Source organism: Rhodococcus sp. 3258 (assembly GCF_031456475.1).
Taxonomy (GTDB): Bacteria; Actinomycetota; Actinomycetes; order Mycobacteriales; family Mycobacteriaceae; genus Rhodococcoides; species Rhodococcoides fascians.
In genome coordinates this window covers 646,924-669,161 of record NZ_JAVDUT010000001.1, presented here as the reverse complement: position 1 = coordinate 669,161, position 22,238 = coordinate 646,924, and the positions used below count along the sequence as shown (strand labels likewise).

The following is a 22,238-nucleotide window of genomic DNA, read 5'->3' as shown; positions in this document are numbered from 1 at the left end:
GCCATCGTAGCTGCATACTGGACGCATGCCGGAATTACCCGAGGTGGAAGCCCTTGCCGGCTTCTTGCGCGAGCATGCCGTCGGTGCCGTGATCGGCCGCATCGACATCGCGGCACTCAGCGTTCTCAAGACCTTCGATCCGCCGATCACCGATCTGCAGGGTCGCGACGTCACCGATGCCGCGCGGTTCGGAAAACATCTGGCGCTGCAGGCGGGTGACCTGTGGCTGATCACCCACCTGTCGCGTGGGGGTTGGCTGCGATGGGTGGACAACCCCAGTGTTGCTCCGCCGAAACCGGGCAAGGGGCCGCTGGCGCTGCGGATCCACTTCTTCACTCCCGAGGGCGCAACCCCGGCGATCGACCTGACCGAAGCCGGTACCAAAAAACGATTGGCGGTCTGGGTGGTCCGTGATCCTCAGCAGGTCGCGAGCATCGCCCGGCTCGGGCCGGACGCAATGACGGTCACCGAGCTCGAATTCGCCGAGATACTGGGCGGCACCACAGCTCGTCTGAAGACCTCGTTGGTGGACCAATCGTTGCTCGCCGGAATCGGCAACGCCTACTCGGACGAGATTCTGCACGTCGCCAAGCTCTCGCCGTTCGCGTCGTCGAGCAAGCTCGACGCGGAATCTGTTTCGATTCTTCATGCCGCGATGCGTTCGGTCCTGTCCGACGCGGTGGACCGCTCGGCCGGGCAGGATGCGGCGCGTCTGAAGGGGGAGAAGCGATCCGGCATGCGGGTGCACGCCAGAACCGGGCTGCCGTGCCCGGTGTGCGGAGATCCGGTGCGCGAGGTCGCCTACGTGGACCGCTCTTTTCAGTACTGCGCGACGTGCCAGACGGCCGGCAAGATTCTTGCCGACCGCCGGATGTCGCGGTTGCTCAAGTAGCGGGTTCGAGCGTCTGGCTGGCGTAGCCGCGATAGCCTTCCCACGCTTTGCGGCGATCGCTGCGCGGATCTTTCTGCACCCGAGTTCGCGTGTCGAAGATCAATGTATTGCGCTCGGTTTCGTCGTAGGCCGGCCACGATTCCAACGGCTTTCCGTTGGTGGCGAACGCAATCCAGTGTGACTGCACCTGCTCGGTGACCTCCGCGAACGACTTTCGTCCCCCTGTCGCGGTCAAGGCCTTGCCGAACAACGTCTCGTTGATGCCGAAGACTGCGAACAACTCGAACCCGTGAGTGGCGTCGAGGCCCAACAACTTCATCGACCGAGGGGCGAAGTCGAAGCGATAGAAGTACGTCGGTGCGTGACGCGAATGTCCTTCGGCCACTTCGAGAGACGGCTTCCAGAACGTGAAATCCCCGCCGAAGTCGATGGCGGCCCGCTCGCTCGGGTATCCACGGTATCCGCCGGTGACAACCGGTTCCGCCGAGGGATCGGTGAGGGAGAAGAGTTTGGAAATGCGTTCGGGGTTGGTGGGCAACGCGTCCAGAAACTTCGGAAACAGTGTTCCCTCACGGGCGTTGGTGCCGATGATCAGCGGCACATTGTGTGCGGTGCCGTTCGCGTACGCCTCGACCGGATCGACAGGAAGGAAGTCACCGTCGATCACCGGGCCGAAGGGGAGCAGGCCGGGAGTGCGGTGCAGCGTGGTGAGTCCGAGCTTGGTGCCTGCTCGGCCGAGTGCCAGTACCTCGGCGTTCTCCAGGGTTTCCACCGCGGTCTCGGCGGTGCCTCCGAGGTACCCGACGTACTCGCTCGCCCACTGGTCCGCCCGGTGCTTGGCGGTCGTCATGCCCGGTGCTGAGCTTTCGGCAATTGCCTGGGCGAAAAGGCCTTTCGCGGCGGGCACTGTCATCAGGGTGGTGACGGCATTGCCGCCTGCGGACTCGCCGAAGACGGTGACGTTGTCGGGATCTCCGCCGAATTCGGCGATGTTGCGCTTTACCCACTCCAATGCCGCCACCTGGTCGCGTAGTCCCAGGTTGGAATCGAACGGCCGCTCGGGGGTCGAGAAGCGCGACATGTCGAGGTAGCCCAAAGCGCCGAGTCGGTAGTTGACCGACACGTAGATGATGCCGTCGCCGTCCTGCAGCGAGCGCCGGACCAGCGAACCTCCGCCGTACAGCGGGGTGGCCGACGTGCCGAGGGTGTACGCACCGCCGTGGATGAACACCATGACCGGTCTGGGTGTCGTGCTCGGCGTGCTCGGTGCCAGGACGTTGAGTGTCAGGCAGTCCTCGCTCGACGGTTGGTACTTGCCGATTGCGAGCATCGTGCCCCGCTTGTGCTGAACGGATGCGTTGCCCCACTCGGTCGCGTCGCGCACGCCCTGCCACGGCTGGGTGGGTTGAGGTGCGCGAAACCGAAGCGGACCGACGGGAGGGGCGGCGTAGGGAATGCCCCGCCAGGTGGTGAGATTGCCGACCGGCTTTCCCTCGATCATGCCGTCCGTAGTGGTCACGCGTGTTTTCACAGCCATTTCGCGATACTACCGGGCGCTTCTTACCCGGTGGTAAGAACCGGCAGGGTCGGGTACCGGGCAGACTCGAAAGCATGCCTTTCGAGTATCGAGCCGAGATAGTGGAGCTGCTGCGAGCGCCCTCGCACGCGTACTTCGGGAGATCCAAGGACGGCCCGGCCGAGGTGCCGACCGAATTGCCGGACAGCGTCGAGATCGTCGCCCACAAGGGCATCCGCGGCGATCGGTTCTTCGGGGTCAAGGCTCATACCGAGGCAGCGGTGAGCTTTCTGGCACTCGAAGCCTGGGACGCCGTCGGCGAGGTACTGGGCGTCGACGTTCCCGACCCGGCCGTGGCCAGGCGAAACGTTGTGGTCCGCGGTTTGGAGCTCGACCCACTGCGCGGACTGGAATTCGAGCTCGATTCCGGTGACGGCTGGATTCGCTTCCGGGGCGGGCGACCTGCCCATCCGTGCGCGTGGATGGACCGCATGGTGGTCGACGGCGCTCGCAAGGCACTGATCGGTCGCGGTGGATTGCGGGTCGAGCCGCTCTCGGACGGAATCCTGCGAGTCGGGCCGCTGTCGGTGCGTTCCCCGGTCGAACTGGATGCCTCGCGAGCTGCGCTGTCGATTCGGCGCGCACAGCCCATCTGACGCAAAGCTGGGGGTCACTCTTGCTCACAAAGTAAATCTGTGCCCATAATGTGAGCAATGGTGCGACGCATCACACCGGCCCGTCATGCATGGCGGCGGTCACTCTCTGGTGGAAAGACCTACCGATGTCCGATTTGTGGATCGTGATCAACACCGTCGTCGCAGTACTGGCGGTGGTGGTCTTCATCGTTCGTTTCCATTTCAACCCGGTGATCTCGCTGGTGCTCGGGGCTGCGTACCTGGGCCTGGCGACCAAGCTGGGAGTGTCGACCACTGTCGACACGATCACCGGCGGATTCGGCGAGATCATGGCCGAGGTCGGATTGCTCATCGCGTTCGGCGTCCTGATGGGTTCGGTGCTGCAGGAGATGAGCGCCATCCAGCGTCTCGTCGGCACTTTGCTGAGAGCCTTCGGCCCCAAGCGGCTCCCGTACGCGCTGTCGCTGACCATCGCGACTCTGTTGCAGTCCATCTTCCTCGACGTGTTGCTCGTGATCTCCGCACCGCTCGCTCGCAACCTCGCACCCAAGATCGGCAAGTACGGCACGGCGAGGATGGCGACGGCGCTGGCCATCGCTCTGGAATGCGGCATCGTCTTCATGGTCCCCGGAGTCGCGACGCTGGCGTTGGCCGGACTGCTCGGCGTGCCGTTGGGCAAGATGATGATCTACGGACTGATCCTCATCATTCCTGTCGTCGTGCTGTCGGTGGCCATCATGTCGTTCGTTTTCCGGCACGGTTGGTGGAACGAGGAGAAGGACGAGCAACAGATCATCGCGGTGTCGGAGCCGGTGGTCTCGGAGCCTGTCGAGTCCGACGACGAGCCCCTCGGCGCCGGCGGCGGCGTGGCCCAAAAGGTGCGCACCGAGAAGCAGACCTCGCTGCTGGTGTTGCTCTCGCCGTTGCTGCTCGCGCTCGTCCTGATCGCCATCGGTGCCGTTCTCGAAGTCGCCGAGATCTCGGTTCCGGTAGTCGAATTCATCGCCAGCCCGGTCATCGCGTTGCTCCTCGGACTGGTCGGGACGTGCCTCATCGGCCGTTACCACGTCGGTCAGGAGCGGGTGGAGAAAGCTCTCGCTCGTGGTTTCGCCGAGAGCGGCCAGATCCTCATCCTCACCGGTGTCGGTGGATCGCTCGCAGCCGTCATCAACGAGGCGGGTCTCGGCGACATATTGGGCCAGTACTTCACGGCCAGTACCGCGGCTCCACTGTTGATGGTGTGGGTCATTGCGGCCGCGTTGCACATCGCCGTCGGATCGGTGACGATCTCCGCCATCACCTCGGCCGGCATCCTCGCGCCTGTCGCGCCGCTGATCGGTCTCGACCCGGTGTTCATCGCGCTCGCCGCCGGTGCCGGATCGCTGTTCGCCGTGCACGTCACCAGCAACACGTTCTGGCTGCTGCAGTCCTTGATGGGCCAGTCGACGAGGGGCACACTCAAGACGTGCTCGGTGGGTGTGTCGGTGGCATCGGTCATTGCCATTGCCTTGATCGTGCCGATGAGCTGGATCCTGTGACCTCTTCCGCGAATATCGAAAGGAACACAATGGCATTGCCGCTCAGTGGAGTTCGAGTTCTCGAACTCGGCAACTACATCGCCGCACCCACGGCGGCCAGGATGCTCGCCGATTTCGGTGCCGAGGTGATCAAGGTCGAAAGGCCGGGTACCGGCGACGAATTGCGCAATTGGCGGCTGTATTCCGGTACGACGTCGATGCTGTACCGCACGATCAACCGGAACAAGAAATCGATCGTGTTGGACCTGCGCACCGAGCAGGGCCGCAAAGATGTGGTCGACCTCGCCGCGCACTGCGACATCGTGCTGGAGAACTTTCGGCCCGGCACACTCGAGAAGTGGGGGATCTCGCCCGAGGTTCTCAGTGCCGCCAATCCGGAGCTGATCATCACGCGCATCTCGGCATTCGGGCAAACCGGTCCGATGTCGCAGCGACCCGGATTTGCCGCTGTGGCAGAGGCGTACGGCGGTTTCCGCAACCTCGTCGGTGATCCGGACAGGCCGCCCGTGCGGGTCGGTGTGTCGATCGGCGACTCGATCGCCGGTCTCTATGCGGCGTTCGGATGTGTCATGGCGTTGTTCCAGCGACAGACGCAGCGCGCAGCAGAGAAATCGGACCCGTTGTCGCTCGAACAGCGTTCCATCGACGTGGCCTTGAACGAATCCATCCTGTCGATGATGGAGTCGCTGATCCCGGATTATCTGGCCTACGGCGTCGAACGTGAACGGACGGGCGGCCGGATGGAGGGCATCGCGCCCTCGAATGCGTACCCGTGCAACGACGGTCACTCGATCATCATCGCCGGTAACGGCGACGCCATCTTCCAGCGTTACATGGAAACCATCGACCGTCCCGATCTGGGAGCCGATCCGGACCTGGCGACCAACGCCGGCCGGTGGCGTCGCCGGGACGAGCTGGACGCCGCGATCTCGGCTTGGACCGGATTGCGTTCGCGCGCCGAGGCATTGAAGATACTCGATGCCGCGGGGGTGCCGTCGGGTCCGATCTACACCGCTGCGGACATCGTCGCCGACGAACAGTACGCGGCCCGCAACATGATTCAGCACTTTCCGGTCGACACCGGCCAGGGAGAGCCCACCGACGTCGGGTTCGTCGGAGTTGTCCCGGTGATCGGTGATGCATCCCTGCCGATCCGTTCGGTCGGGCCGGATCTGGGCGAGCACACCAGAGAAGTACTGTCGACGCTGCTCGGCCGGACCGACGAAGAGATGGGCCTGTAGATGTACCGATTCACCCCCACCGCGGAGCTACGCGACGTCACGATGCGCGACGGACTACAGCTCACCGGCAAGATGCTCCCCACCGAACGCAAACTCGAGATCATCAGGGCCCTCATCGAACTCGGCGTGCCGGCACTCGAGGTCGGCTCGATGGCACGCGGCGACAAAGTGCCGCCCATGGCCAACACCCTCGAGGTCATCGGCGAGCTGACCGCCGAGGAACTCGAGCGATGCTGGGTGTGGGTCGCCACTCCACGCCACGTCGAGAAGGCCGCTGCTGCAGGGGCTCGCAACTTCCAGTACTGCTTCTCCGCGTCGGACTCACACAACCAGGCCAACATCGGGCGCACCACCGAGGTGTCGCTGGCCGCGATGCCCGATGCCGTCGACATCACCCGCTCGGTGGGCGGACAGATCGAGCTGTGTATCGCAACGTCGTTCACCTGTCCTTTCGAGGGACAGGTACCGCCGGATCGGGTCATCGAGATCGCCAACGACGAACGAGCCACGGGCGCAACGGATATTGTCATCTGCGACACACTCGGACAGGCAGTACCGGTTCAGGTGTCGTCGCTGATCTCACGGGTGCGCGCGGAAACGCCGGACCGCCGGGTGGTGTTCCACGGTCACGACACCTGGGGTCTGGGCGTCGCGAACACTCTCGCCGCCATCTCGGCCGGAGCCGCGATGGTCGACGGTTCGCTCGGCGGACTGGGCGGCTGCCCCTTCGCCCCCGGTGCCAGTGGCAACACCTCGTCCGAGGACATTCTCTTCGCGACGAGGCCGGATTGGTTCGAGCCGAAGACGCTGGCACGCATGGTCTCTCTGTCGGAGGGCCTGCTGGTCGAACTGGAGGAGCCCATGCGATCGAAAACCGTGCAGGGTGCCAGGTCCGAGGCGCACGTGTTCGAGTGGGTCGTATGAGCCGCATTCTCGTCACGTCGGAAATCCCGGCTCCCGGCATGGACATTCTGCGGGCCGCCGGCGAGGTCGACCTCCGCTCGTTGGACCACGAGCAGCTTCTCGACGCCTGCGCATCGGGTACGTATTCCGTGGTCGTCTCGCAGTTGCGCGACCGGTTCGACGCGGAACTTCTCGCTACGGCGTCGATCACCGGGATCTCCAACTACGCCGTCGGATTCGACAACATCGACATCGCGGCCGCCACACGCCACGGAATCACCGCGGCGAACACTCCAGGTGTGCTGACGGATTCGACCGCGGACATCGCGATGCTCCTCATTCTGTCCACGGCCCGCCGCGCCGTCGAGGCCGATGCCTTCGTTCGGTCCGGATCCTTCACCGGGTGGGAGCCCGAACTGCTGCTGGGCAGCGATGTCTCGGGCCGTGTGCTCGGCCTTGCCGGTTTCGGTCGGATCGCGCGGGCCACCGCTCGGCGGGCACTGGGGTTCGGCATGACGGTGAAGTTCTGCCCCCGGCCGCCCGGCGACCGCGAGGTCTCCGACGACGAACTCGGTGAGTTCGCCGGCCGCGTCGAACATGCGGCGTGGGACGAGATCGTCGCAACGAGTGACTTTCTGTCGCTGCACGTCCCGTTGTCGGACTCCACCCGGCATCTGGTCGATGCTGCCGTGTTCGAGGCCATGAAGCCGTCGGCGATTCTGATCAATACCGCGCGTGGGCCGGTGGTCGACGAGGCAGCGCTGGTGATTGCTCTACGTGAGAAATCGATCGCTGCAGCAGGATTGGACGTCTACGAACGCGAACCTGCGCTCGAACCGGGCCTGGCCGAACTGTCCAATACCGTGCTCCTACCGCATGTGGGCAGCGCGACGGTCTCGGTGCGCTCGGAGATGGCGCGCCTGTGCGCCACCAATGCCGTGGCGATGCTGCGCGGTGAGCTCCCGCCGCACCCGGTCAATCCCGAGGCCTGGGGTCACGCGGGGTAGCGGCCGCCGAGGGTCCGGGTGATCTGTTCGGCATGCGAGATCAGCAGGTCCACCCAGGCCTCGCACTGCGACTGCGGCATCCGTAATGTCGGGCCGCTGATGGTGACGGCACCGACGATGTCCGAGGCCGAATCGAACACCGGAGCGGACAGCCCCGATGCGCCGGTTTCGCGCTCACCGGTGGTGATCGCGTAGCCGTCGGACCTTGTCTGCGCCAACAGTTCCCGCATCGTCTCGGCCTCGGTCACCGTCTGCTCGGTCAGCGATTCGAGTTCGCGGGACAGAACACGCTCTGCCAGTTCCGAGTCCCAGGCCAGTAGGACACGGCTGGCCGATCCTGCGCTGAGCGGAATGACCTTGCCGACGTACATGTCTCGTCGCAACGCATGCCGCGTCTCGGCAATGGCCACGCATACACGGTAGTTCTGCTCGGGCCGAAAGAAGCACGCGGTCTCGGTCGTCAGATCGCGCATGTCCTTGAGGATCGGGTTGACGACCGACAACACGTCGAGATCCTTGGTCGCCGTCGCGGCCCAGTACGCCATCCGCACCCCGATGCGGATGCGATCGCCGCCTCGATCCAGGAAGCCCTGTTGAACCAGGTTGGTGACCAGACGCTGCACCGTCGAGGTGGGCAGCCCGGTGCTCTGCTGAATCTCGCCCAGCGTCATGGCCGGGCGATCGAACGAGAACGCATCGAGAATCTCGGTGATCTTGCCCAGCACGAGAAGCGGCTGCTGCTTCGGTGAATTCTCGGTCACTCGACCAATCTACGTGTAGTGCGTCGATCGGCGAAGTGGTTGATCGGCTTGGCCAGCAGCAGGATCAGCAGTGACCACAGGCCGAGTGGTGTGAACGCCAGACCGAACGCGATCAGGATCAACGCCGAGCCGACGGCGCCGGTGCGGACTCGTTCCACGTCGCGAGAGTCAGCGGCCACGATCGACGGGTGCCGCGAGACGACGACGTCCGCGACGAACATGGCGATGACGGAGACAGCGATTGTGGCGACGTACAGCGTCGACGAACTCGAGTCGTATCCGTTCTTCTCGGCGATCAGCTTCGTCGGAAAGGGGAGGAACACGATGGACAGTAGCCACACGAAATTGATCCACATCAGTGCAGGTGTGTAGCCGATCAGATTTCGGAAGACGCGGTGGTGGCTGAGCCATTGAGTGAAGATCACCAGAAAGCTCAGGACGAATGCATAGAATTCCACACCGTGCTCACGAAAGACGTCCACGAAGCTGTCGCTCCGGCCAGGGTCGGCCAACTCGACGAGCGGTAGAACCAACAGCGTGGCCGCGATGGCTACCACGGCATCGCTGAAATTGACCAGTCTCTCGAAACCGCGTTGATATTCCATGTCAGCCCATCTCGTATTCCATGTCAGCATTGTGCTCCCAGTACGGGTAGCGTCCCAACGATGTCCGAGCGACGTACTCTGACCACCGGGCGAGTGGTGTTTCTGGTGGTTGCTGCCGCAGCACCGATGGCGGCCATGATCGGTAATGTGCCACTGGCATTGATTCGCGGAAACGGGGCTGGGTTGCCTGCCGCGTACGCGATCAGTTCCGTTGTGCTGCTCTGCTTCTCGGTGGGGTTCGCGGCGATCGCGCAGCAGGTCTACAGTACCGGTGCGTTCTACACCTACATCGGTCTCGCGTTGGGTAAACCGCCCGGAATTGCTGCCGCATATGTCGCAGTTGTCGCGTATACGTCACTTGCGTGCGGGCTTTCGGGAGCATTCGGCTATTTCACCCATCTGGTCTTCGCCGATTCGGGCATCGATATTCCGTGGTACGTCTTCACCGGCGTTGCCGTGGTGATCGTGGCAATTCTCGGGTTCAGAAATGCCGACCTCTCCGCCAAGGTCTTGGGGACACTGATGGTGCTGGAGTTCGCTTTTCTGGTGGTGTTCGACGGCTTGGTCGTCAGGCAGAAGGGCGCTGCCGCAGTGCCACTGGAGTCGTTCACACCCACTCAGGTGTTCTCCGGTTCGCTCGGTATCGCCATGATGTTCGCCTTCTCGAGCTTCATCGGGTTCGAATCCGCAGCGTTGTACGGGGAGGAGACCAAGGACCCGCGGCGGAGCATCCCGCGTGCGACGTTCATTGCGGTGTCGATCATCGCGGTCTTCTACGTCACGACGAGCTGGATCGTCGTCGGTGCGGCAGGCGGTGTCGACGCTCCGGCGCTGGCCCAGACCGAACTGGGCAACCTACTGTTCACGCTGGCGCGTGAGTACGGCGGAACCGTGCTGTACGACGGCACCGCAGTGCTGCTGTGCACCAGCGTGCTCGCGTCGTATCTGGCGGTGCACAACGCCGCCAGTCGTTATCTGTTCGCGCTGGGGCGTGAGCGGGTACTTCCGGTGTGGCTCGGCCGAATTCACCCGCGGCACGCGAGCCCCCATATCGGAAGCATCACCGCATCGGTGGTGGCAGCGGTATCGCTGACGGGCTTCGCGGTGGCCGGTGCCGACCCCTACCTGAGTTATGCGGCCGGTGCCATCGGCCTCGGCACTCTGGGTGTCATTGCGCTGCAGGCCGCCGCGGCACTGTCGGTGGTCGTGTTCTTCATCGGCCATCCCGATCGATCCGTGTGGCGCACCGCGATTGCCCCGGGCATCGGATTTCTCGGGTTCACGACCGGATTGATCCTCGCCGGAACGCATTACAGCGTGCTCACCGGATCCGATTCTGCCGTCGTCAACGCGGTACCGGTGGTGTTGATCCTCGCAGCGATCCTCGGGGTCCTGGTGGCTCTACGCCTGAGGCGAACCGACCCGACAACTTACGCAGGCATAGCTGCGGCATATGCGCGGAGCTGAACCTGTCACCGGCGCGATTCGAGTAGTCGGAGCCAGATTTCGCTGACAGTCGGGTACGACGGCACCGCATGCCACAGATCGTCGAGCGATACCTTCCCGACCACGGCAACGGTGGCCGCGTGCACCAATTCCGCCACCCCCGGCCCGACGAAGGTCGCCCCGACGAGAGTGTCGGTGGCCCTGTCGATCACCAACTGCGCACGACCCGAGTAGTCGTCCTGCTGTAGGGAGGAACCCGCGACGGCGATGTCCTGGGCCGCGATCTCGACGTCGATACCGGCTTCGCGCGCCTTGGCCTCGGTGAGCCCGACCGAGGCGACCTCGAGGGGCGTGAACACGACCTGGGGAATCTGTCCGTGGTCGGCGGTGGCGCGAAACTTCTTGTGATCGAGCGGCTTTCCCTCGGCCCGGGCGGCGATGACGTCACCGGCCACCCGTCCCTGATACTTGCCCATGTGCGTCAACGGTGCCCGGCCGTTGAGATCGCCGACGGCATAGAGCCAGTCGTGGTCTCCCACAGTGAGGTGGTCGTCGACGTCGACGTATCTGCCGTCGGGAAGACCGACGGAGGACAGTCCCAGATCCGAGCTCGCCGGGGAGCGGCCCGCCGCGACCAGCACCTCGTCCACGACGAGGTCCTCGCCGCCGACTGTGAGAGTGACCGGACCACCGTGGATTCGGCCGACGCCGGTGTCGGCGGGATCTTGCCGCGACACGGCCGTCAGGGACGCGTCGAGCATGATCGTTGCGCCGCGTTGTTTCAGTGCGTCGGCGACGAGCTGCCCGGCGAACGGCTCGGAGCCGGCCAGCAGGGACGAGCCGCGCACGATCATCGTGACTTTCGCCCCCAGGGACAGCAGCCACGTCGCTGCCTCGCTCGCCACGACACCGCCGCCGATGATGGCCACGTGGCCGGGGGTCTCGTGAATGTTCGTGGCGTCGCGGGAGATCCACGGTCGGGCATCGCGAAGGCCAGGCGTGTTCGGCACCGACGCGGTGGTGCCGGTGGCCAGCACCACCGCATGCCGAGCTGTGAGCGTTCTGCCGTCGACCTCGACGGTCTTGACCCCGCTGAGCCGTCCGTGGCCACGGATCACCGAGATGCCCGCGGACTCGGCCCACGACACCTGCGACGAGTCGTCGAGGCCGTGGGTGAAGGATTCGCGTCGGGCCAGTACGGCGTCGGCGTCGAGGGGTTGGTCGCCGACCAGTTCTTTCACGCCCGGCATGTTTCGGGCGGTATCGAGCACCTCGCTCGGCCGCAGGAGCGCCTTGCTGGGCATGCATGCCCAGTACGAGCATTCGCCGCCGACGAGTTCGTGTTCGACGATGGCGGCGGTGCGGCTGCTGCCTTGTATCGCGTACTGCGCGGCATTCTCACCGACGGGTCCTCCGCCGATGACGATCACATCGAATTCCGAGCTCTCTGGGGCCATTGCTCCACAGTGACATAGGCTCCCCGCTTATGGCGACCACTCGGAGCAAGATTCTGATCACCGGCGCGAGTTCAGGACTGGGCGAGGAGATGGCGCGCCGCTTCGCGGCCATGGGCCGGGATCTCGCGCTCTGTGCGCGACGGGGCGAGCGGCTCGACGAACTCCGCTCCGAACTCATGACGCAGCACCCCGGGATCACCGTGGCGGTGCGCGCCCTCGACGTCACCGATCACGATGCCGTGGTGACGGTGTTCGGCGAACTGCGCGACGAGTTGGGCGGCCTGGATCGAGTTGTCGTCAATGCCGGACTCGGCAAGGGTGCGAAAATCGGATCCGGTCGCGCGGACGCCAATCTGCAGACCGCGCGCACCAATTTCGTCGGTGCGCTGTCGCAGGCCGAGGCCGCGTTGGCGATATTCCGGGCCCAGAAGCACGGGCACCTGGTGTTCGTCTCATCCATCAGCGCCGATCGGGGTCTGCCCGGTGCCAAGGCGACCTACTCGGCCAGCAAAGCGGCGGTGGCCTCTCTGGGCGAATCGTTGGCCACTGAGCTGGCTCGCACCGACATCGTCGTCACGACGCTGCTGCCGGGCTTCATCGCCACCGACATGTCGGCCGGCGCAGGTGACAGTGCTGCTCTCACAGCCACTCTGGACGAAGGCGTCACCGCGATGGTCCGTGCCATCGAAAGCGAAACGCGCCGCGCCGCGCTGCCCGGCCTGAAATGGCGAGGCATCGACGCGGCGCTGCGGTTCCTGCCGAACGTGCTGACGGATCGAATGGTCTGACTGCAGGAGTGGAGCCTGCGGAATGACCCGGTTACTGCAGGAGTGGAGCCTGCGGAATGACCCGGTTACTGCAGGAGTGGAGCCTGCGGAATGACCCGGTTACTGCAGGTATCCCTCGACCTGGTCGACGCTGTTGGCCGTCGCGGAGTCGGGGTCCTTGCCTGCGTCGATGCGTGCGCGGCGCTGCCGGAGCAGGTCCCAGCACTGATCGAGAGCGTGTTCGAGTGACGCGAGCTGCGCCTTTTCGGTGTCGGGATCGATCTCCCCGGCCTGGGTGTCGGTGCGCAGCTTGTGCTCGGTGGCGATCAGCTGCTGAATCTTGGTGTGGATATCGTGCTCGTTCATGGCTGCAACGGTAGACCTACCAGGGTGTACCGGCCAGGTTTCGCCGCGCCAGAGCGCGGTGCACCGCTGCGGTGAGCTCTGCCGCCGATCCGACCAGCGCGTCGTCGGTGCACACCAGGGAGAGTGTGTAGCGCCCGTCCATCCGGGACAGGTAGGTCGACAGCCTGATCGTCGACAGCGGGATCGGTCCCGTCGGTGCGGGGTGGATCGCGCGGGTGGCCAGACCGCAGGATCGATGCGGCCCGAGGGTCGTCAGAGCATGCGGAATGTCGCCGATGTTGGAGCACAACACTTCTCCGCGCCCCGGCGTCGAGGTCAACTTCGCCGCAAGGCGGTGGGGGAGCAGTTGGACAACCTCGGGCGGGTACCCCGCGGGCGCTCCGACGGGCGCGGCGAAGGCAGCTTTGCACGCCGCGCGCACTGCCGCCGGTGAATCGTCTCCGCGAACGTCGACGGTGGCCATCCCGATCGAGTTCGCGTCGCCGGATCCGGTGCGGAAGGGGATGTCGACGGTCACCGTGGGTGAGCCGAGTTCTGCCATGGTCGCGGCGACGACGCACACGAACAACGAATTGGGTGAGCCACCACCGAGCTCGGCAGCCGAATCCCACTGCGCTGCATCGATATCCAAAACCACCGAGGAGGCGCGTCGAACACTGTGGGGGCGTGTGCGATTCGAGTCGGATGCCGTGAACGCGCGCAGCTCGGCCCGAGCCTTCGCGCTCACCCACAGTCGAGCGGTCGCGACGATCGACCGCACGAGCACGGTGACGATCATGCGCAGAGCGTCCGCCGCGTCCGAACCGGGGGAGGCGATCGGTTCGGTTTCTACCGAGCCCGAAAACGACTGTGCAGCAGCGTCGATGAGCCCACGGGCGTCGGCGAGCGCATGCGAGCACACCAGCGATACGACGGTACCGCCGCCGGCCAGCGGAGCTGCCGTCAACCGCCAGCCCGGTCCGTATTGCGGATCCAACTGCACATCGGCCTGGTGGTCGGCCCACTCGATGGCGTCGTCGACCGGCTCGGAGGCGACGGTCAGCGGCAGCGAGGTGGAACAGACGTCCCATCGGAGCCGGGCACCGGGGATGCGAGGCACGCCGACCTGCCGTCCCAGCTGCCCGCGTGCGAGCGCAGCGTGTACCCGTTCGAGTTCGTCCTGGGTCACCGACTCGGCAGTACGCCAAATACCCTGCAGTGCAATCGGTGTGCCGTACCCGCGGTGTGTGCGGAGAAAGATCTCGTCGATCACCGACAGGCGGGTCGAGGTCACGGACTGGGGGTACCGTGTCGCCCCGCGCCCGAGGCGAACCGACTCGCTCCGGTGAGCGCGTCGGCGGTGATCGAGATGGCACCGTGCCGAAACTCGTTCTTCAGCGCGGCTTCCTCGTCGAGGCCGTCCTGCTCGAGGACGGACAGTCGATCCTCGCGCATGCAGGTCTGGGGCAGCAATGCCAGTTCGGCGGCCAATGCCTCGGCCTCGGATCGGGCACGGCCGACCGGAACCACCCGGGTAACCAATCCGATGTCCAACGCCTCCTGGGCGGCCACGGCACGACCGGTGAGAATCATGTCCATCGCTCGTCCGGTACCGATGATGCGCGGCAATCGCACTGTGCCGCCGTCGATCAGAGGCACGCCCCAGCGTCGACAGAACACGCCGAACGTGGTGTCGTCCTCCGCGATGCGTAGGTCGCACCACAGGGCGAGTTCGAGCCCACCCGCGACGGCGTATCCCGACACCGCGGCGATGACCGGCTTGGACAACCGCATTCGCGTCGGGCCCATCGGACCGTCGCCGTGTTCGGTCGCGTGGTTCGACCTGGGTGTGCCGAGCGACTTCAGATCGGCACCCGAGCAGAAGGTTCCTCCTTCGCCCCACAACACGGCAACCGACGCGGATTCGTCGGCATCGAATTCCTCGAAGGCCTGGGTGAGTTCCTGAGCAGTGGGCCCGTCGACGGCGTTGCGTGCCTCCGGGCGTGAGAGGACCACGGTGGTGACGGGGCCTGATCGTTCGATCCGTACCGGCATGGTTACGAACCTACTCGAGTCCCCTTGCGTGAAGCACTGAATCAGTGCTTCAATCCTTCAATGGCCTACCGGCGAACACCCGCAGTGCAGGCCCGGCTCGATGCCGGCCGAACGAAACTGCTTGCTGCCGCCGTCGAGGTCCTGTCCACCAAGGGATACGCCGGCCTGTCGGTGGCCTCGGTCGCCGCGGCCGCCGGCGTGTCCGCGGGCAGCGTCTACACCCACTTCGACGGCAAATCCGACCTGGTCGTCGAGATCTTCCGGCAGGTCTGCACCCGAGAAGTGGCTGCGGTGGTCGCCGTCGCCGCACACGGCAGCACATCCGAGCGAGTCGCCGCGGTGGTGCAGACCTTCGCCGGGCGGGCCCTGAAGAACCGCACGATGGCCTACGCGCTGCTCGCCGAACCGGTCGATCCAGCAGTGGACGCCGAGCGGTTGGTGTTCCGGCGCAAATTCACCGCTGCGTTCGCCGACGCGATCGTGGCAGGAATCGCGGCCGGGGAAATTCCCGATCAGGACGCGGCGATCTCGGCCGCCGGCCTCGTGGGTGCCGTCGGCGAGGTGCTGGTCGGTCCGTTGTCCTCGCACGAGTCCGTGGACGTGGTCCCCGGTCTCGTCGCTTATTCGTTGCGTGCGTTAGGAGTTCGAGATGAACACACATGAGGTCTTCAATCAGGCGACCGACCTGACGCCCTACGACGTGTCCGACGACGCCTCGCTGCTGGACGGTCTCGACCGAGCCGGCGGCGGCTGGGCGCGCGACGAGGTGCGTCAATTGGGCGCTCTCGCAGGCGGAGTCGAGGCCCAGGAGTGGGGCAGGCTCGCGAACGAGAACCCGCCGGTGCTCAGGACTCACGATCGGTACGGCCATCGCGTCGACGAGGTCGAATTCCATCCGCACTGGCACGATCTGATGACCGTCGCGGTGCAGCACGGACTGCACGCCAGCCCGTGGACGGACGACCGAGTGGGTGCGCACGTGGCCCGCGCCGCGAAATTCTACGTATGGGGACAGGCCGAAGCAGGCCACATGTGCCCGATCTCGATGACCTACGCCGTCGTACCGGCGTTGCGGCACAACCCCTCTCTCGCCGCGCAGTTCGAGCCTCTGCTCGCGTCCCGGGAGTACGACTTCGGGCTGCGCGAGCCGTCGAGCAAACGCGGCTTGATCGCCGGTATGTCGATGACGGAGAAGCAAGGCGGCTCGGACGTTCGCGCCAACACCACCACCGCTACCCCGTCGTCGGACGGCACCTATTCGATCGTCGGTCACAAATGGTTCACCTCGGCACCGATGTCGGACATGTTCCTGACGTTGGCCCAGGCACCGGGCGGGCTGTCGTGCTTCATGTTGCCGCGGGTGCTGCCCGACGGCACCCGTAACCGAATGATGTTGCAGCGCTTGAAGGACAAGCTCGGCAACAAGTCCAACGCCTCGGGAGAACTGGAGTACGACGGTGCGACCGGCTGGCTCGTCGGCGAGGAGGGCCGCGGGGTGCGCACCATCATCGAGATGGTGAACATGACCCGGCTGGACTGCGTCATCGGCTCTGCTGCCGGTATTCGCAACGCCACCGTCCGCGCGGTGCATCACGCACGTCACCGAGCTGCCTTCGGTGCGCAGCTGATCGATCAGCCACTGATGCGAAACGTGTTGGCAGACTTGACCATCGAATCCGAGGCCGCCACCGCCGCCATGATTCGTCTGGCGCAGGCCACCGACGGTTCCGCCCGCGGCGACGAGCAGGAGAGCGCCCTACGCCGAATTGCGTTGGCCGTCACCAAGTACTGGGTGTGCAAGCGCGCACCCGCACACGCCGCCGAAGCACTCGAATGCCTCGGCGGCAACGGCTACGTCGAAGAATCGGGCATGCCTCGGTTGTTCCGCGAATCGCCGCTGATGTCGATCTGGGAGGGCTCGGGCAACGTCGCCGCACTCGACTCCCTGCGTGCACTGGCCCGTCAACCCGACAGTGTCGAGGCCTTCTTCGGTGAGATCGGCAAGGCGTCGGGCGTGGACTCTCGACTGGACGACGCCATCGCCCGCGTCGGGAAAGAACTCTCCGACACCTCCGACATGGAATACCGCGCCCGCCGCGTCGTCGAACTGATGGCACTGACCTTCCAGGGCGCGCAACTGGTGATGCACGGAAATCCCGCAGTGGCCGACGCCTTCTGTGCGAGCCGACTCGACCGAGACTGGGGCATTGCCTTCGGCACCCTGCCCGTCGGAGTCGATACCTCAGCTGTGTTGGGTCGGGTGTGACGATTTGGCTCGTGTCCTGCGGATCAGCTCCCCACATTCGTAAATGTGACGCCGATCGGAGTCAGTTATCCGAAACTGGGGAGCTGATCCGCCGCCATCCTCTGGTCGCCGAACCATCCGCTGGGTGCCGGTAGCGCAGCTGCGCGGGCGAAGGCCTGCTCGAAGCGGCGAAGCAGTGCTCGGGGATCGTCGAGTTCACGCCAGTTCCACCGCACGATGACCCAACCCAGTTCGCGAAGTCGGTCCTCGCGATACTTCTCATCCAACAGAACGCGTTTCGAGTCGTACTTCGATTCGCCGTCGAATTCGCCGATGACACCCAGCTCCCAGAACAGGAAGTCGACTCTTCCCACGAAGCGGCCGGCTCCGTCGTGCACCCATTGGTTGAGCAGAGGTGTGGGGAGCGGGAGGGTTTCGAACAGCACTCGGCTGCGCGATTCGCCGACGCTCTCACTACGCCCGTTCATCAGAGACACCGCGCGTCGGGCGGCTGCGATGCCGGTTCGGAATCGTGCGGATTCGACCGCGTGGGCCAGCGCGTCCGAGTCCGTGTGGCCGGATCTCAGTGCACTGTCGCCGACGCATACCGATCGATCCACACTGCTGGTGCGAGCGATGTCCACGACCGTTCGAGCCGCGGTGGTGACCGGGTAGCCGTTGACGGTTGTGCGTTCGGCGGGGTCCAATGTAGTCCCGTGGAGAATTCGGAGCGGGCGACGCTTGCTCGCGTAATCGAGACCGTGTGTCATGTGTACCTTGTCGAGCGGCAGCTTCCAGACGTCGAAGCCCCAGGCGATGGCCGCCGAGACGTGGCTGAGCACTTCGTCCGCCGGTGCGGACATCAGATACGACCGCGCCAGCAGGAAATGACGTTCGGTCGGGCTGGCCTCGTGCATCAGCGTGGTAGGCACATAGAAGCCCGGTCGCAGCACCGACAATTCACCGGCGCGGCGCAGCCTTTTCAGGTCGTCGTCGGTCAACCCGAAAGTAAGTGCGTCAGCTCTGGTGAACAGGTCGGTGTGAGGTAGGTCCATGGATGCTTGGACGCGCCGACCGTCGATTCGGATCCGTATGCAGCGAAAAAGCTCCCCAGTTTCGGATATCCGACGCCGATCGGAGGCATAAATCCGAAACTGGGGAGCTGATCTGCGTCCCGGCCGGGCCCGACCGAACTCAGGCCGAACGACCCCGCTGCGCCCGGTACCAGCGCACCAGGGCGTCGGTGGATGAATCCGATTGCACGGCAGGGGCTTCGGGGTCGGTGAGTACCGGTGTCAGTTCGAGTGCCTGGGTCTTACCGAGTTCGACGCCCCACTGGTCGTAGGAGTCGACTCCCCAGATGACGCCTTCGACGAAGACCTGGTGTTCGTACAGGGCGATCAATTGTCCGACGACGGACGGGGTGAGTTTGGGGGCGAGGATCGAGGTGGACGGTCGGTTGCCCGGCATCACCTTGTGCGGCACCACATCTGCGGGTGTGTCCTCGGCGGCGATTTCCTCGGCGGTCTTGCCGAACGCGAGCACCTTGGTCTGGGCGAAGAAGTTGCTCATCAGCAGGTCGTGCATCGAGCCAGTGCCGTCACGGGTGGGCAGGTCGTCGGTGGGCTCGGCGAAACCGATGAAGTCCGCAGGCACCAAACGTGTTCCCTGGTGCAGCAATTGGTAGAAGGCATGCTGTCCGTTGGTGCCCGGTTCGCCCCAGAAGATTTCGCCGGTGGAGGTGGTGACGGGGGAGCCGTCGGCCTTGACGGACTTGCCGTTCGACTCCATGGTCAACTGCTGCAAGTACGCGGCGAAGCGGGAGAGATCATTCGAATACGGCAGCACTGCACGGGTTTCCGCGCCGAAGAAGTTGCTGTACCAGAGGCCGATGAGGCCGAGCAGAACTGGTGCGTTCTCGGCGAGCGGTGTCGACCGGAAGTGCTCGTCGATCCGATGAAAACCGTCGAGGAATTCGGCGAATGCCTCTTTGCCGACGACGGCCATGACCGACAGTCCGATTGCCGAGTCCACGGAATAGCGTCCGCCCACCCAGTCCCAGAAGCCGAACATGTTGGCGGTGTCGATGCCGAAGTCCGCGACGCGCTCGGCGTTGGTGGACACGGCGACGAAGTGCTTGGCCACGGCGTCTTCACCGAGCGCGTCGACGAGCCAGCGGCGGGCCGCGGTGGCGTTGGTCAGCGTCTCGAGGGTGGAGAACGTCTTGGAGGCGATGATGAACAGCGTCGACGCCGGGTCGAGTCCGTCGAGTGCGCCGACGAGATCGGCGGGGTCGACGTTCGAGACGAATTTCGCCGAGATCCCCGCGTCGGCGTAGTGACGGAGTGCGTTGTAGACCATGACCGGGCCCAGATCGGATCCACCGATGCCGATGTTGACGACGGTGGAGATCTTCTCGCCGGTGGCACCGACCCATTCGCCCGAACGCACGCGATCGGTGAATTCGCCCATGGCCGTGAGGACTTCGTGCACATCGGCGACGACGTCCTGGCCGTCGACGGTCAACGACGCGTCGGCGGGAAGGCGCAGCGCGGTGTGCAGAACAGCGCGATCCTCGGAGGTGTTGATGTGCTCGCCTGCGAACATGGCGTCGCGCTTGCCTTCGACGTCTGCGGTGCGGGCCAGTTCGATCAGCAGGTCGAGAGTCTCGCTCGTGACCCGGTGCTTGCTGTAGTCGATGTGAAGATCCGCGGCGGCGAGGGTGAAGGTGCGCCCTCGGTCGGCGTCATCGGCGAACAGAGTTCGGAGATGAGTATCGGCAATCTCGGAGTGGTGATCGGTCAGTTTCTGCCAGGCATCCGTGCCGGTGATATCGACGCTCATACGAACCAACAGTAATCCGGTGCCGAGTCATGCGCGCGTCGTTTGTCGTTTGCATCGGGCGCTGCGGAGGCATCATGGACGGTATGGACCAACGTGCATTGATCGATTCGATTCCGGCAAAACTGTGGATCGGCGGCAAGGCCGTCGACGCCGAGGGCGGTAAGACGTTCGCGGTGAACGATCCGGCGACCGGCAAGCCCCTGACGGAGGTGGCGGACGCATCCCCGGCCGACGCGATGAAGGCCCTCGACGCGGCTGCTGCGGCGCAGAAGAGCTGGGCGGCAACACCTGCCCGCGAACGCAGTGAAATTCTTCGAGCGGCGTTCGAGAAGGTCACCGAACGTGCCGACGACATCGCGCTGCTGATGACCCTGGAGATGGGCAAGGCCCTCGCGGAGTCGAAGGCCGAGGTGAAATACGGTGCGGAGTTCTTCCGGTGGTTCGCCGAGGAAGCGGTGCGCATCGGTGGTCGCTACACCCCGGCCCCGGCGGGCAACGGCCGCATTCTCGTGACCAAGGCTCCGGTCGGCCCGGTACTGGCGATCACCCCGTGGAATTTCCCGTTGGCGATGGGTACCAGGAAGATCGGCCCTGCCCTGGCCGCCGGTTGCACAATCGTGGTCAAGCCGGCACGAGAGACCCCGCTGACGATGCTGCTGCTCGCGCAGATCTTCGACGAGGTGGGTCTACCGGAGGGCGTGCTCTCGGTGCTGACGACCTCGAAGTCCGGCGACGTCACCGGGCCGCTGCTCGAAGACCCGAGGCTCCGCAAACTCACCTTCACCGGATCCACCGGCGTCGGCAAATCGCTCGTCGAGAAGTCCGCGACGAGGTTGCTGCGGACGTCGATGGAACTCGGTGGCAATGCCCCGTTCGTCGTGTTCGACGACGCGAACATCGACGACGCGGTGGACGGCGCGATGCTGGCGAAGATGCGCAACGGCGGCGAGGCCTGCACGGCGGCGAACCGTCTGCACGTGCACAACAGCGTGCGTGAGGAATTCACCACCAAGTTGGTGGCGAAGATGTCCGAGATGAAGCTCGGACCCGGCGTCGACCCCGACACCAAGCTCGGACCGCTGATCAACGCAGACCAGCTCGAGACCGTGCAGGAGCTCGTCGACGATGCCGTGGAGAAGGGCGCGACGGTAGCGCTCGGCGGTAGCGCACCGGGTGGCGACGGCTACTTCTACCCGGCGACCGTGCTCACCGACATGCCGACGTCGGCCCGCATTCTGAAGGAAGAAGTGTTCGGCCCGGTGGCCCCGATCGTCGGGTTCGACACCGAACAGGAAGGAATCGACGCAGCCAACGCCACCGAGTACGGATTGGCGTCGTACATCTACACCGAGAGCCTGGACCGTGCGCTACGGGTGGCCGACGCGATCGACAGCGGCATGGTGGGTGTCAACCGCGGAGTGATCTCGGACGCGGCAGCACCGTTCGGTGGAGTCAAAGAATCCGGATTCGGCCGTGAGGGCGGATCCGAGGGAATCGAGGAATACCTCGAGACCAAGTACATCGCACTGAAGTAGAGCATCGGTTGGGCGTGCATCCTGCGCGCCCAACCGGGGTTCGATCAGTGGCCGAGGCGACCGCGGCCGAGGCGGAGCAGGAGCATGGCCAGCGTGTGGCCTTCCTGACCGAGGCTGCTGAAACGCTCGAGAACTTTCATCTCACGGCTGTGCACGAGGCGCGGGCCGCCGGACGCCATGCGGGTGCGTCCGATGATCTGCGAGACCTCGGAGCGACGCCGCACTGCCGCGAGGATCTCGGCGTCGAGACGGTCGATCTCCTGACGCAGGTCGTTGATCTCGGCTTCGCTGGAAGGCAATGCAGTCTCTGAATCGATCTTCGTCGTCATAGCCATCGTCTCTCCTCGGGTCACATCTTGGATCGTTGCGTCGTCCGGCACCGTTACGCCTTTCGTATTCGGAACTGCAGCGGCTGTCGGCTGGGTTTCGTCTCGAAGGACCGAAAT

Annotated in this window: 21 protein-coding genes; 11 read left to right on the top strand and 10 right to left on the bottom strand. The window is 64.9% G+C overall.

All coding sequences use genetic code 11. The annotated features are described in order from the left end of the window. Positions 1 to 25 precede the first annotated feature (25 nt). On the top strand, positions 26 to 892 hold the full coding sequence (locus J2X62_RS03055) for a DNA-formamidopyrimidine glycosylase family protein (RefSeq protein WP_032365949.1): 867 nt from the start codon (positions 26 to 28) through the stop codon (positions 890 to 892). On the opposite strand, the gene J2X62_RS03050 is transcribed toward J2X62_RS03055, so the two are convergent. Continuing rightward, positions 885 to 2,429: a carboxylesterase/lipase family protein gene (locus J2X62_RS03050; RefSeq protein WP_032365948.1), complete on the bottom strand. Its 1,545-nt coding sequence runs from the start codon at positions 2,427 to 2,429 to the stop codon at positions 885 to 887. The two genes, J2X62_RS03055 and J2X62_RS03050, sit on opposite strands and share 8 nt — an antisense overlap. Positions 2,430 to 2,503: 74 nt before the next feature. Here J2X62_RS03050 and J2X62_RS03045 point away from each other — a divergent pair, with 74 nt between their 5' ends. The 5 genes from J2X62_RS03045 (at position 2,504) to J2X62_RS03025 (ending at position 7,732) form a co-directional block, all read left to right on the top strand. After that, complete coding sequence (locus J2X62_RS03045) at positions 2,504 to 3,064, top strand: molybdenum cofactor biosysynthesis protein (RefSeq protein WP_032365947.1); 561 nt, start codon at positions 2,504 to 2,506, stop codon at positions 3,062 to 3,064. A gap of 125 nt (positions 3,065 to 3,189) precedes the next feature. Continuing rightward, the gene (locus J2X62_RS03040) at positions 3,190 to 4,581 is read left to right on the top strand and encodes a GntP family permease (protein WP_032365992.1); all 1,392 of its coding nucleotides are present in this window, start codon (positions 3,190 to 3,192) and stop codon (positions 4,579 to 4,581) included. 29 nt (positions 4,582 to 4,610) lie between these two features. Then, positions 4,611 to 5,822, top strand: a complete 1,212-nt coding sequence (locus tag J2X62_RS03035) for a CaiB/BaiF CoA-transferase family protein (protein ID WP_032365946.1) — start codon at positions 4,611 to 4,613, stop codon at positions 5,820 to 5,822. Further along, entirely contained in the window at positions 5,823 to 6,746 is a 924-nt protein-coding gene (locus J2X62_RS03030; RefSeq protein WP_032365945.1) for a hydroxymethylglutaryl-CoA lyase, read from the top strand. Continuing rightward, entirely contained in the window at positions 6,743 to 7,732 is a 990-nt protein-coding gene (locus J2X62_RS03025) for a D-glycerate dehydrogenase (RefSeq protein ID WP_032365944.1), read from the top strand. Before J2X62_RS03030 ends, J2X62_RS03025 begins: the two co-directional genes overlap by 4 nt. Here the strand turns inward: J2X62_RS03025 and J2X62_RS03020 are convergent. Then, complete coding sequence (locus tag J2X62_RS03020; RefSeq protein WP_228139160.1) at positions 7,720 to 8,493, bottom strand: IclR family transcriptional regulator; 774 nt, start codon at positions 8,491 to 8,493, stop codon at positions 7,720 to 7,722. The genes J2X62_RS03025 and J2X62_RS03020 overlap by 13 nt on opposite strands. Then, the gene (locus tag J2X62_RS03015) at positions 8,490 to 9,098 is read right to left on the bottom strand and encodes a TMEM175 family protein (protein ID WP_027495998.1); all 609 of its coding nucleotides are present in this window, start codon (positions 9,096 to 9,098) and stop codon (positions 8,490 to 8,492) included. The genes J2X62_RS03020 and J2X62_RS03015 overlap by 4 nt, the downstream gene beginning before the upstream one ends. A 60-nt stretch (positions 9,099 to 9,158) precedes the next feature. Here J2X62_RS03015 and J2X62_RS03010 point away from each other — a divergent pair, with 60 nt between their 5' ends. Further along, positions 9,159 to 10,565, top strand: coding sequence for an APC family permease (locus J2X62_RS03010; protein ID WP_032365942.1), 1,407 nt, complete (start codon positions 9,159 to 9,161; stop codon positions 10,563 to 10,565). A 5-nt stretch (positions 10,566 to 10,570) separates the two neighbouring features. Here the strand turns inward: J2X62_RS03010 and J2X62_RS03005 are convergent, their stop codons facing one another. Then, complete coding sequence (locus tag J2X62_RS03005; protein ID WP_032365941.1) at positions 10,571 to 12,001, bottom strand: NAD(P)/FAD-dependent oxidoreductase; 1,431 nt, start codon at positions 11,999 to 12,001, stop codon at positions 10,571 to 10,573. A 29-nt stretch (positions 12,002 to 12,030) separates the two neighbouring features. Between J2X62_RS03005 and J2X62_RS03000 the strand changes: the two genes are divergently transcribed. Continuing rightward, entirely contained in the window at positions 12,031 to 12,789 is a 759-nt protein-coding gene (locus J2X62_RS03000) for an SDR family oxidoreductase (protein WP_032365940.1), read from the top strand. A 99-nt stretch (positions 12,790 to 12,888) separates the two neighbouring features. Here J2X62_RS03000 and J2X62_RS02995 read toward each other — a convergent pair whose 3' ends face one another. The 3 genes from J2X62_RS02995 to J2X62_RS02985 are packed head-to-tail and all read right to left on the bottom strand — an operon-like array spanning position 12,889 to position 15,168. After that, positions 12,889 to 13,134, bottom strand: a complete 246-nt coding sequence (locus J2X62_RS02995) for a DUF2630 family protein (RefSeq protein WP_032365939.1) — start codon at positions 13,132 to 13,134, stop codon at positions 12,889 to 12,891. Between the two features lie 16 nt (positions 13,135 to 13,150). Continuing rightward, entirely contained in the window at positions 13,151 to 14,407 is a 1,257-nt protein-coding gene (locus J2X62_RS02990; protein WP_032365938.1) for a hypothetical protein, read from the bottom strand. Then, entirely contained in the window at positions 14,404 to 15,168 is a 765-nt protein-coding gene (locus tag J2X62_RS02985; protein WP_032365937.1) for a crotonase/enoyl-CoA hydratase family protein, read from the bottom strand. The genes J2X62_RS02990 and J2X62_RS02985 overlap by 4 nt, the downstream gene beginning before the upstream one ends. A gap of 60 nt (positions 15,169 to 15,228) precedes the next feature. Here J2X62_RS02985 and J2X62_RS02980 point away from each other — a divergent pair, with 60 nt between their 5' ends. Together J2X62_RS02980 and J2X62_RS02975 are read left to right on the top strand one after the other, a co-directional pair. Further along, complete coding sequence (locus J2X62_RS02980; RefSeq protein ID WP_032365936.1) at positions 15,229 to 15,831, top strand: TetR/AcrR family transcriptional regulator; 603 nt, start codon at positions 15,229 to 15,231, stop codon at positions 15,829 to 15,831. Continuing rightward, the gene (locus J2X62_RS02975; RefSeq protein ID WP_032365935.1) at positions 15,818 to 17,434 is read left to right on the top strand and encodes an acyl-CoA dehydrogenase family protein; all 1,617 of its coding nucleotides are present in this window, start codon (positions 15,818 to 15,820) and stop codon (positions 17,432 to 17,434) included. The genes J2X62_RS02980 and J2X62_RS02975 overlap by 14 nt, the downstream gene beginning before the upstream one ends. A 65-nt stretch (positions 17,435 to 17,499) precedes the next feature. Here J2X62_RS02975 and J2X62_RS02970 read toward each other — a convergent pair whose 3' ends face one another. After that, positions 17,500 to 18,468, bottom strand: a complete 969-nt coding sequence (locus tag J2X62_RS02970; RefSeq protein WP_032365934.1) for a type IV toxin-antitoxin system AbiEi family antitoxin domain-containing protein — start codon at positions 18,466 to 18,468, stop codon at positions 17,500 to 17,502. 139 nt (positions 18,469 to 18,607) lie between these two features. Next, a complete protein-coding gene (gene pgi / locus J2X62_RS02965) occupies positions 18,608 to 20,257 on the bottom strand; it encodes a glucose-6-phosphate isomerase (protein WP_310177376.1) in 1,650 nt (549 codons plus the stop codon). An 83-nt stretch (positions 20,258 to 20,340) separates the two neighbouring features. On the opposite strand from pgi, the gene J2X62_RS02960 reads away from it, so the two are divergent. Further along, on the top strand, positions 20,341 to 21,792 hold the full coding sequence (locus J2X62_RS02960; RefSeq protein ID WP_032371555.1) for an NAD-dependent succinate-semialdehyde dehydrogenase: 1,452 nt from the start codon (positions 20,341 to 20,343) through the stop codon (positions 21,790 to 21,792). Between the two features lie 44 nt (positions 21,793 to 21,836). Here J2X62_RS02960 and J2X62_RS02955 read toward each other — a convergent pair whose 3' ends face one another. Next, complete coding sequence (locus J2X62_RS02955; RefSeq protein WP_027496010.1) at positions 21,837 to 22,127, bottom strand: chorismate mutase; 291 nt, start codon at positions 22,125 to 22,127, stop codon at positions 21,837 to 21,839. Between the last annotated feature and the right edge of the window lie 111 nt (positions 22,128 to 22,238).

Bases quoted from the DNA above. Each gene is read 5' to 3' on its own strand.
- J2X62_RS02980 (WP_032365936.1), top strand. From the start codon at position 15,229: ATGGCCTACCGGCGAACACCCGCAGTGCAGGCCCGGCTCGATGCCGGC.
- J2X62_RS02960 (WP_032371555.1), top strand. From the start codon at position 20,341: ATGGACCAACGTGCATTGATCGATTCGATTCCGGCAAAACTGTGGATC.
- J2X62_RS02975 (WP_032365935.1), top strand. From the start codon at position 15,818: ATGAACACACATGAGGTCTTCAATCAGGCGACCGACCTGACGCCCTAC.
- J2X62_RS03045 (WP_032365947.1), top strand. From the start codon at position 2,504: ATGCCTTTCGAGTATCGAGCCGAGATAGTGGAGCTGCTGCGAGCGCCC.
- J2X62_RS03025 (WP_032365944.1), top strand. From the start codon at position 6,743: ATGAGCCGCATTCTCGTCACGTCGGAAATCCCGGCTCCCGGCATGGAC.
- J2X62_RS03050 (WP_032365948.1), bottom strand. From the start codon at position 2,429: ATGGCTGTGAAAACACGCGTGACCACTACGGACGGCATGATCGAGGGA.
- J2X62_RS03005 (WP_032365941.1), bottom strand. From the start codon at position 12,001: ATGGCCCCAGAGAGCTCGGAATTCGATGTGATCGTCATCGGCGGAGGA.
- J2X62_RS03035 (WP_032365946.1), top strand. From the start codon at position 4,611: ATGGCATTGCCGCTCAGTGGAGTTCGAGTTCTCGAACTCGGCAACTAC.
- J2X62_RS03055 (WP_032365949.1), top strand. From the start codon at position 26: ATGCCGGAATTACCCGAGGTGGAAGCCCTTGCCGGCTTCTTGCGCGAG.
- J2X62_RS03015 (WP_027495998.1), bottom strand. From the start codon at position 9,098: ATGGAATATCAACGCGGTTTCGAGAGACTGGTCAATTTCAGCGATGCC.
- J2X62_RS03000 (WP_032365940.1), top strand. From the start codon at position 12,031: ATGGCGACCACTCGGAGCAAGATTCTGATCACCGGCGCGAGTTCAGGA.
- J2X62_RS03030 (WP_032365945.1), top strand. From the start codon at position 5,823: ATGTACCGATTCACCCCCACCGCGGAGCTACGCGACGTCACGATGCGC.
- J2X62_RS03010 (WP_032365942.1), top strand. From the start codon at position 9,159: ATGTCCGAGCGACGTACTCTGACCACCGGGCGAGTGGTGTTTCTGGTG.
- J2X62_RS02995 (WP_032365939.1), bottom strand. From the start codon at position 13,134: ATGAACGAGCACGATATCCACACCAAGATTCAGCAGCTGATCGCCACC.
- J2X62_RS03040 (WP_032365992.1), top strand. From the start codon at position 3,190: ATGTCCGATTTGTGGATCGTGATCAACACCGTCGTCGCAGTACTGGCG.
- J2X62_RS02970 (WP_032365934.1), bottom strand. From the start codon at position 18,468: ATGGACCTACCTCACACCGACCTGTTCACCAGAGCTGACGCACTTACT.
- J2X62_RS02985 (WP_032365937.1), bottom strand. From the start codon at position 15,168: ATGCCGGTACGGATCGAACGATCAGGCCCCGTCACCACCGTGGTCCTC.
- pgi (WP_310177376.1), bottom strand. From the start codon at position 20,257: ATGAGCGTCGATATCACCGGCACGGATGCCTGGCAGAAACTGACCGAT.
- J2X62_RS02955 (WP_027496010.1), bottom strand. From the start codon at position 22,127: ATGGCTATGACGACGAAGATCGATTCAGAGACTGCATTGCCTTCCAGC.